Here is a 6,246-nt window from a genome sequence, read left to right as displayed (position 1 = left end):
ATCATTTTAAATGTAATAAATACCAACATATGAAATTAAACACTATTGTTGTTGATGACAGTTCTATTCAACGTATTACTATTGCTAAATTAATCTCCGAACATCCTAACTTAGTATTAGGTGGTGATTTTTCAAACGCATTAGAAGCTAAGAATTATATTACAAATAATACTGTTGATTTAATTTTTTTAGACATTGAAATGCCTCATATTACTGGTTTTGATTTAATTGATGGTTTAAAAATCAAACCGCTAATTGTATTTATTACTTCAAAAGCGGATTATGCTGTTAAAGCATTTGATTATTCTGCATTAGATTTTATACAAAAACCAATAAAAAAAGCACGATTCTTAGTTGCTACAAAAAAAGCAATGGAAATGCACCATTTAAAACATGACCAAACTCATGACGAAAACGGGGCACATCTAATTATCAAAAGTAATCTTAAAAAAATAAAAGTATATACCTCACATATAAAATGGATTGAAGCTTTTGGCGATTACATCAAAGTTGTAACATACGAAGACACCCACTTAGTATTATCTACAATGAAATCTTTTGAAATTGAATTACCAAAAGAAAACTTTCTTAGAATTCATAAATCGTATATTATTAATTTAGATAAAGTCGATCGATTTAATAGCAAACAAGTTGAAATAGACGGAGAAAAAATTCCGTTAAGTAGAAATAAAAAAGAAGAAATTATTAGTGTTTTAGAAAATTATTAATAATCTACATTAATTGTTGTTTTTATTGCTCGATATTGTGAAGTGGCTTCAAAACTTACTAATGCTTTTTTAATTATTTTTTTAGTTCCAATAAGATTAGCGTTATTTGGAATTTTAATAAGAATTGTTCGAATATATTCATTTCGAATCCTATTAATTGCAGGTTCTTCTGGTCCTAATATAGGTACCGCTACATTTTGCTTTAACACATTATACAACCATGTAGCACCTTCACGAAGTTTTTCGTAATCACGATGTTTCAATTTTATTTGTAACAAACGGAAATACGGTGGATATTGAAAATTACGTCTTTCGTATAATTGCTCATTAAACATCGCTGTATAGTTATTATTCACTACTTGTTGAATTGTATTATGCATTGGATTGTACGTTTGAATCACTACACTACCCTTTTTGGCTTTTCTACCTGAACGCCCGGCTACTTGTACCATCATTTGATACGCCCGTTCATAAGCGCGATAATACGGCTGATTTAATAAATTATCTGCATTTAAAATTCCAACTAAAGTCACGTTTTCAAAATCTAAACCTTTGGCTAACATTTGTGTACCAACTAAAATATCAATTTCCTGGTTTTTAAAGGCATCAATCATTTTTTCAAAAGCAAATTTTCCTCGAGTGGTGTCTTGATCCATTCGCGCAATTCGTTTCTCAGGAAATAGCTTTATCAATTCTAATTCTACTTGCTCCGTACCAAAACCCTTTGCCGTAATATCTAACGAATTACATTGGTGGCAATGTGTGGGTTTCGCCATATTATGTCCGCAATAATGACATTTTAAATGATTTTTATACTTGTAATAGGTTAAACTCACATCGCAACTTGGGCATTGAGGTACGTGACCGCAAGTGGTGCATTCAATATACGGCGAATACCCTCTGCGATTTTGAAATAGCATTATTTGTTCCTTATTTGCTAATGTTTCGTGCATTCTTTCCAATAATTCATCTGAAAAATGACCATCCATTCGTTTTCGGAAATATTTATCTTTTAAATCAATCAAATGAATTTCTGGTAAGACCACATTATTGAATCGTTCAAACAACTCAATTAAACCATATTTATTGGTTTTGGCATTATGATACGATTCTAAACTTGGTGTAGCACTTCCTAACAGCACTTTTGAATTATGAAATTTTGCTAAAACAATAGCCGCATCTCGGGCATGATATCGAGGCGCTGGGTCTTGTTGTTTGTAAGTAGCTTCATGTTCTTCATCAACCACAATTAAACCTAAATTAGAAAACGGCAAAAACAAGGCACTCCGAACACCTAAAACGACTTTTGCTTTTTCAGAGTTTTGCAACACGTGATTGTACACCTCAACACGTTCATTTGAATTATATTTAGAGTGAAAAACCGCAATTTGATTTCCAAAATAAGCGGATAATCGTTGCACTAATTGCGTAGTTAAAGCGATTTCTGGTAATAAAAACAATACTTGTTTGTCTTGTTGTAAAAATGCTTCAATAAGTTTAATATAGACTTCCGTTTTACCTGAAGCGGTTACTCCGTGAAATAAATTGACATCAAATTGAGTAAATTTATCCTGAATATTATCTAAAGCAATTTGTTGCGATGCACTTAATTGTATTTCGTAATTTTCCTCTTTTTCGAAGGAAACACGGTCTGTATTGATATAATATTCTTCAAAAATTTGTTTATCTATTAATGATTTAATAACCGCCGCGCTAACCCCAGAAGTTTCAATTAACAATTTTGCAGCAATTGGCTTTTTCTCTGTAGCTTGCAATTGAAAATACGATAAAACAATTTCTTTTTGCTTCTTTGCTTTACCTAATATTTCAAGTAATTCTTGCAATTTTTCTGGTTGCAGAAATTCTTCTTGAAGTTTAATATATTTTACTAATTTTGGTTTGTAATTGTCTTGCACCTCATCTTGCATCGTAAGCAAACCTTTAGCTAACAAGCTTTGAACAATTGGAATTACATTTTTCTTATTAAGAATCTGAGAAATTTCTGAAATCGTAATGGATGATTTATTTTCTAAAGCTTCTAAAACTAAAAATTCTTCATCTGTTGTCAATGTTTTATCTGATTCTGTATGCGAAGAAGAAATCATCGTTTCACTTTCTAAAATCAATCCGGAAGGTAATGCTGCTTTAAAAACTTCGCCAATTGCACACATATAATACGACGCAATCCATTGCCAATGTTTAAGTTGAATTTCAATTACAATAGGAACCTCATCAATAATTTGGCTGATTTCTTTAGCTTCATACAAAACAGGAGGATTGGTATGCTTTTCTACAACTAAAGCCGTATACACTTTTGTTTTTCCAAAAGGAACCGTAACGCGCATTCCTCGTTGCAAAAACTTGTATTCTTCCACATTCACGGAATACGTAAACGTTTTATCAAGATTTAAAGGAAGAATAACGTTGATGAAGTACATTTATTAAAGGTATTGGGTTTTGGGTGAAGGGTATTGGGTGTCGGAAATTTACTTATTCATGTCTTGTAAAATAGTTTTAAAATCTTCAATTCTTGCATTTGTTCTCTCTGTTAAACAAGTTGAAAAAATTAATGGTGAAATACTTCCTCCTTTATATTGTTCGATTTCAAAATTACAATGTGAATCTCGAAATTTCAACCAATCTTTTTGGGCTTTAACCATTAGTTGTTTTTCATTAACATCTAAAACATCAATTATTTTTTTATAATATCTATTCAGTTCCGCATCAGCTTTCTTAAAATCTTCATAAGCAGATTTATTCATTTCAGCTTGAGTTTGTGCGCTCAAATTGTAACTATAAAATAAAATAAGTAAATAAAAAATTTTATTCATATAAAAGAAATATTAATTAGAATAATAAACGAAACGTTTGACTTTTGACTTTTGACTTTTGACTTTAACTAATCCAACTTCTCCGTTAATTTAGCAAAAACTTGTTTCGCATCTTTACCTTCGTATAAAATTTGATAAACCGCGTCAATAATTGGCGTTTTGGCTTTGTATTCTTGATTAAGAGTATAAGCACTTTTTACAGCGTAATAACCTTCTGCCACCATACTCATTTCCATTTGAGCAGATTTTACGGTATAACCCTTCCCTATCATATTTCCAAACATTCGGTTTCTCGAAAAAACGGAATATCCCGTTACTAACAAATCGCCTAAATAAGCCGAATCGTTTATATTACGTTTCATTTTATGAACTTTTCTAATGAATTTTTTCATTTCACGAATGGCGTTACTCATTAAAACCGCTTGAAAGTTATCTCCATAACCCAAACCATGAGCAATACCCGCAGCAATAGAATAAATATTTTTCAAAACAGCTGCGTACTCAGTACCTATAATATCATCAGACGTTTTAGTCTTTATATAATACGACGCTAAATTTTTTGCAACATATTTGGCTTTTTCTTCATCTGCACAAGCAATTGTTAAATACGACAATCGCTCTAAAGCTACTTCTTCTGCATGACAAGGACCTGTAATTACTCCAATGTTTTCGTAAGGAATTGAAAACATATTATGAAAGTGTTCGCCTACAATTAAACTTGTTTCTGGAACGATACCTTTAATAGCTGAAAAAATTATTTTTCCTTCTAAAGATACTGTCATTTTTTCTAATTCCGCACTTAAAAACGCAGATGGTATTGCAAAAATTACCACATCAGCAAATTGAATGGCTTCGTTAATATCGTTTGTCAATTGCAATTTATTCGTATCAAAAGCAACCGAACTTAGATAATTTGGATTGTGTTTTTGCTGTTTCAAATGTTCTAAAGCATACGTGCTTCGCATGTACCATGCTATTTTCTCTTGATTTTCACATAACATTTTGGCAATAGCTGTTGCCCAACTTCCGCCTCCAATAACTGCAAATTTTTTATTGCTTTCCATGTTCTAAAATTATGAACTCCAAAAATACACTTTTGAATAGCAATATGCAATAGTCATATCAATTTCAATAATAATATGTATGACGAAATCAATATTAAAAAACCTTAAATAATGTTAATTATTTGTGAAGATGTATTTTCTGGCACGACTATTGAAAATAATATTATATCGATTAAAAAATAATAAAAGTAGTTTAGTTAGTAGTTTTTTTTGCAAAAAGCGTCTCAAAGAGAAATTCTTGGACGCTTTTTTTTACTTTTCACCAAAATTAAACACATAGGTACATAGAAAGTGTTATGATAAGTTGAGTAGCTTTGCAATACATAGAAAACATAGATTCTCTAACTTTTCACTTTATTACTTTGCTACTTTGTTACTATGTTACTTTTTACTTTTTACTTTTTACTTTTTACTTTTTACTTCCTTTAATAACTCATTTCAACAATTTCTTTTACTTTTTCTAATGTAATAATTTGTTTTTCGCCTAAAGCTTTCCAACCTCTTTCTTCAAAACGATTAACAATAAAATTAGCGGTATCGGAATAATTTGTAGTTGATTGAGAAAGTTTCGTTTCCATTCCCATTTCTTGTAAGAACGATACCAATTTATCAATAGCTTTTTCAGCAATTTCTTCCGTTGAATTTCCTTTTATATTGAACACTCTTTCACCAAATTGTGCTAATTTTTCTTTTTTAGAATCAAACATCACTCGATATAAATTCGGACCTATAATCGCTAATGTTCTTGCATGGTCAATTCCGTACAAAGCCGTTAATTCATGACCAATCATATGTGTTGCCCAATCTGATGCAACGCCTTTTTGTATCAATCCATTTAATGCCATTGTAGCGCACCACATAAAATTAGATGCTAATTTATAATCGGTAGGATTTTCAACAACTTTCGGACCTATTTCTACTAATGTTTGTAATATACCTTCTGAAATTCGGTCTTGCAACATTGCCTCTTGCGGATACGTTAAATATTGCTCTAATACATGTGTAAAAGCATCAACTACGCCATTTTGAAGTTGTCTTTTAGGTAACGAATGAATTACTGTTGGATCGCAAATAGAAAATTGAGGAAACAAAGCACTTCCACCTAATGTTAGTTTTTCTTGTGTAGCTTCAATAGTAATTACGGCTCCCGAATTCATTTCAGAACCCGTAGCAGGTAATGTTAATACTGTTCCAAAAGGAATTACTTTTGAAATATCTTTAAATAAAATTCTGTTTTTTAGAATATCAACTGCATTTCCTTCATAATTAACAGCACCTGAAATAAATTTCACCCCATCAATAACACTTCCACCGCCTACAGCTAAAATAAAAGTGATTTTTTCAGTACGAATAATTTCTACGGCTTTCATTAGTGTTTCAAAATGTGGATTGGGTTCGATACCTCCAAATTCAATAACTTCAAAACCTTTTAAGTGCTCCGTAACTTGTTTATGAATGCCATTTTTAAAAATACTTCCTCCACCATACGCTAAAAGGACTTTTGCATGGGCTGGAATTAAATTCGCTAATTTTTCTATTTGATTTTTACCAAAAATATAATTGGTAGGATTGTATAACTCGAAGTTTAACATGACATATTTAATTTATTATTTCAAACTTACA

5 protein-coding genes are annotated in these 6,246 nt (G+C 30.9%); 1 reads left to right on the top strand and 4 read right to left on the bottom strand.

What is annotated here, in order from left to right; genetic code table 11:
• Positions 1 to 29: 29 nt before the first annotated feature.
• On the top strand, positions 30 to 728 hold the full coding sequence (locus ACIQ16_RS09995) for a LytR/AlgR family response regulator transcription factor (protein ID WP_396151134.1): 699 nt from the start codon (positions 30 to 32) through the stop codon (positions 726 to 728).
• On the opposite strand, the gene priA is transcribed toward ACIQ16_RS09995, so the two are convergent.
• From priA to ACIQ16_RS09975, 4 genes are all read right to left on the bottom strand, one after another.
• Positions 725 to 3,166 carry a primosomal protein N' gene (priA, locus tag ACIQ16_RS09990; RefSeq protein WP_396151132.1) on the bottom strand — a complete coding sequence of 814 codons (2,442 nt, stop codon included), beginning with the start codon at positions 3,164 to 3,166 and terminating at the stop codon, positions 725 to 727. The genes ACIQ16_RS09995 and priA overlap by 4 nt on opposite strands.
• 48 nt (positions 3,167 to 3,214) lie before the next feature.
• Positions 3,215 to 3,514, bottom strand: a complete 300-nt coding sequence (locus tag ACIQ16_RS09985) for a lysozyme inhibitor LprI family protein (RefSeq protein WP_396151130.1) — start codon at positions 3,512 to 3,514, stop codon at positions 3,215 to 3,217.
• 113 nt (positions 3,515 to 3,627) lie between these two features.
• Positions 3,628 to 4,623 (bottom strand): NAD(P)H-dependent glycerol-3-phosphate dehydrogenase, encoded by a 996-nt coding sequence (locus ACIQ16_RS09980; protein WP_396151128.1) that lies wholly within the window; start codon positions 4,621 to 4,623, stop codon positions 3,628 to 3,630.
• 425 nt (positions 4,624 to 5,048) lie between these two features.
• On the bottom strand, positions 5,049 to 6,215 hold the full coding sequence (locus ACIQ16_RS09975; protein WP_396151125.1) for an iron-containing alcohol dehydrogenase: 1,167 nt from the start codon (positions 6,213 to 6,215) through the stop codon (positions 5,049 to 5,051).
• Between the last annotated feature and the right edge of the window lie 31 nt (positions 6,216 to 6,246).

Source organism: Flavobacterium sp. (assembly GCF_044360715.1).
In the GTDB taxonomy this organism is placed as follows: Bacteria; Bacteroidota; Bacteroidia; order Flavobacteriales; family Flavobacteriaceae; genus Flavobacterium.
The sequence above is the reverse complement of the archived record's forward strand: the minus strand, read 5'-3'. Positions and strand labels throughout refer to the sequence as shown.